This window comes from Cyclobacterium sp. 1_MG-2023, from assembly GCF_030546805.1.
Lineage (GTDB): Bacteria > Bacteroidota > Bacteroidia > Cytophagales > Cyclobacteriaceae > Cyclobacterium.
Map to the genome: position 1 here is coordinate 1 of NZ_JAUOPC010000045.1, position 2,416 is coordinate 2,416.

Consider the following 2,416-nt stretch of genomic DNA (forward strand, 5'->3'; position numbering starts at 1 on the left):
AACAATTAAGCTACAATGATGCGAAGTAAGACTTCGGTTCATTGTAGCGTATGTTGGACTCAGCCTCCGGTAGCTTTCTTCTATGGGGATTGGATTGATTTTGTTGGGTAATTCAGGAAATTAGGTGGTGTTAAAATTATTAAAAAGTGGACGAATTGATTGCCTAGTAGCGTTTTTAAATCCTTGATTCATTGATTTTTGAGGTCTTAAAAAACCTAAGACATAGGTGTTCCAGGGCTTCCAGTAAAGCCTTTTTGATAGCGTGTGATTATTGGCGAGGTTATGCATTTTTAAGTTGGCGTAAGGGAGGTCCTCGCTCTGGGGCGATTAGCTTGGTTGTAATAAGCGTTTCATATCCACAGCAGTGGCACCTTTCAGGATTGTAATTGAGTTTTTCCTTCGCAATCTGTACCCAAGAGTATTTAACTTTTTGCCATTTGGGTTGGTTGAGGTCTTTTTTTGCCAGATTTAGCTCTTTGTTCTTGTTTCTGGATGCCAAGAAACCATAATGGCGTATCCTAACAAAGCCAGAAGGAAGTATATGAGAAGAAAACCTTCTCAGGAATTCACTTCCCCCTAATTTAATCTGCTTGTTTTTCCCTTCTTGTCGGTAATCTTTATAAGTGAATGTGACATTTTCCTGATCAACCTTTTTAAGTCTGTGATTAGATATGGCTATTTTGTGGGTATACCTTCCTAGGTATTCCACCACTGTTTTTGGAGAAGCAAAAGGTCGCTTGGCGTATACTACCCATTTGGTTTGGAAAACCTTTTTAGAAATATGCTGTGCGACAATCATTTTCTTTCTGAGCTCCGCCATAAAAGTTGCCCGGAAAACAGTGCTTAATGCTCTTTTAGGAAAGAGGTATTTGTCTTTATACCTACAGGATTTCCATTTTCCTGAAGGTGTAATTCCACCTCCTGGCACGATACAGTGAACATGAGGGTGGAGCCAGAGTTGCTGTCCCCAGGTATGCAAGATGGATACCATTCCTGTTTTGGCACCTAGGTATTTTGGGTCAGCAGCAAATTTTTGGATGGTAAGCCAAGAGGCAGCGAACAAAGCGGTGTATATTTCCTTGTCGTAATGGGGCAATAATTCATTGAATGCATGCGGCAATGTGAAGACAATATGATAGTAGGGAACAGGGAGAAGTTCACTTTCCCTATCCAATATCCATTTTTCACGGTTGGTTACCTGGCATTTTGGGCAATGCCGGTTTCGACAAGAGTTATAACTGATCGTTTCTACGCCACAACTTTTGCAAACACTCATATGCCCGCCAAGGTATTTGGTTCTGCATATAGAAAGTGCTTTCAGCGTTTTTTTCACCTGTAAAGGTGGCTTGAATCGTTTCTGAAAATTGGCACCATGAAGCCGAATGATATCTGCTATCTCATAAGCAGGCTTCAGGAAGCTGGTGGATAAAGTCTATCAAAAGGGCTATGGGCTAATGATCTTTCAAGTTTAGCCACATGTAGGTACATCATGGTGGTTTGTATATGTGCGTGTCCCAGCTGCTCCTTGATGGTTACAATATCTATCCCCTGTTCAAGCAAGTGAGTAGCAAAACTGTGGCGAAGTGTGTGTACACAAGCTTCTTTTAGTATACCGGCTTTTTGCATGGCCAGCCGGAAGGTTTGTTGCACAGCACTATGACCTAGAGGAGTACCCTTTTCTCTACCATTGAAAAGGAAGGTTTTGGGCTTAGCTCCATTGATGTATTGGAGTAAACCTTGAGAGATATAGGCGCTCAGAACGACATAGCGGCTTTTATTGTTTTTGGATTCCCGGATGTGGATTTGGTTGCGGTCAAAATCAATATCGGTGATTTTGAGTTTACAGACTTCGCTGACACGTAGGCCAGCAGAATAGATTAAGGATAGCAATACACGCTGTTTTAATCGCTGTGGAGCTTTAAATAGCCTTCGTAATTCCTGCTGAGAAAAGACAACGGGAAGCTTGCGGTTGTTTTTCAAATTGGGCAGCCGGATAGCCCTATCTTCCAAGTCATAAATCCGGTAGAAGAAACGAAGACCATAGACGGCATGCTTGAAGAAAGTATCGCTAAGATCCTTGTCTTGTCTCAAGGTAAAGAGATAGGAATTGATCTCATCAGGCTCCAGGTCTAAAGGAGACTTTTTGAAATACAAGCTGATCTGTGCGATGGATCGGGAGTAACTAAAAACTGTACTTTCAGCATAAGCTTTGATGGTGATTTGCTCTTCAAACTTTTGGATATGCAGGGCAAACCCAGGCACTTCACGTTTGGCCTTATCTATTAAAGTTTTAGCTGAGTTGGGCCGGCTATTGAGCCATCCGTAATTTTTATGTATTTTGCTCATCATTATAAGAGTTTGTTGATGAGCAATATACCAATGGTAAACCTTTAGCTACCGGAGGTTGAGTTCAACA

General features: G+C 41.6%; 2 protein-coding genes. Both read right to left on the reverse strand.

Annotation, left to right across the window (positions count from 1 at the left end; translation table 11 throughout):
* Positions 1 to 280: 280 nt before the first annotated feature.
* Positions 281 to 1,414, reverse strand: a complete 1,134-nt coding sequence (locus Q4534_RS24005; protein WP_368509171.1) for an IS91 family transposase — start codon at positions 1,412 to 1,414, stop codon at positions 281 to 283.
* Positions 1,411 to 2,349 carry a tyrosine-type recombinase/integrase gene (locus tag Q4534_RS24010; RefSeq protein ID WP_303615701.1) on the reverse strand — a complete coding sequence of 313 codons (939 nt, stop codon included), beginning with the start codon at positions 2,347 to 2,349 and terminating at the stop codon, positions 1,411 to 1,413. The genes Q4534_RS24005 and Q4534_RS24010 overlap by 4 nt, the downstream gene beginning before the upstream one ends.
* Positions 2,350 to 2,416 lie beyond the last annotated feature (67 nt).

Excerpts from the sequence above, each read along its gene's own strand:
- Q4534_RS24010 (WP_303615701.1), bottom strand. The coding sequence starts at position 2,349 with ATGATGAGCAAAATACATAAAAATTACGGATGGCTCAATAGCCGGCCC.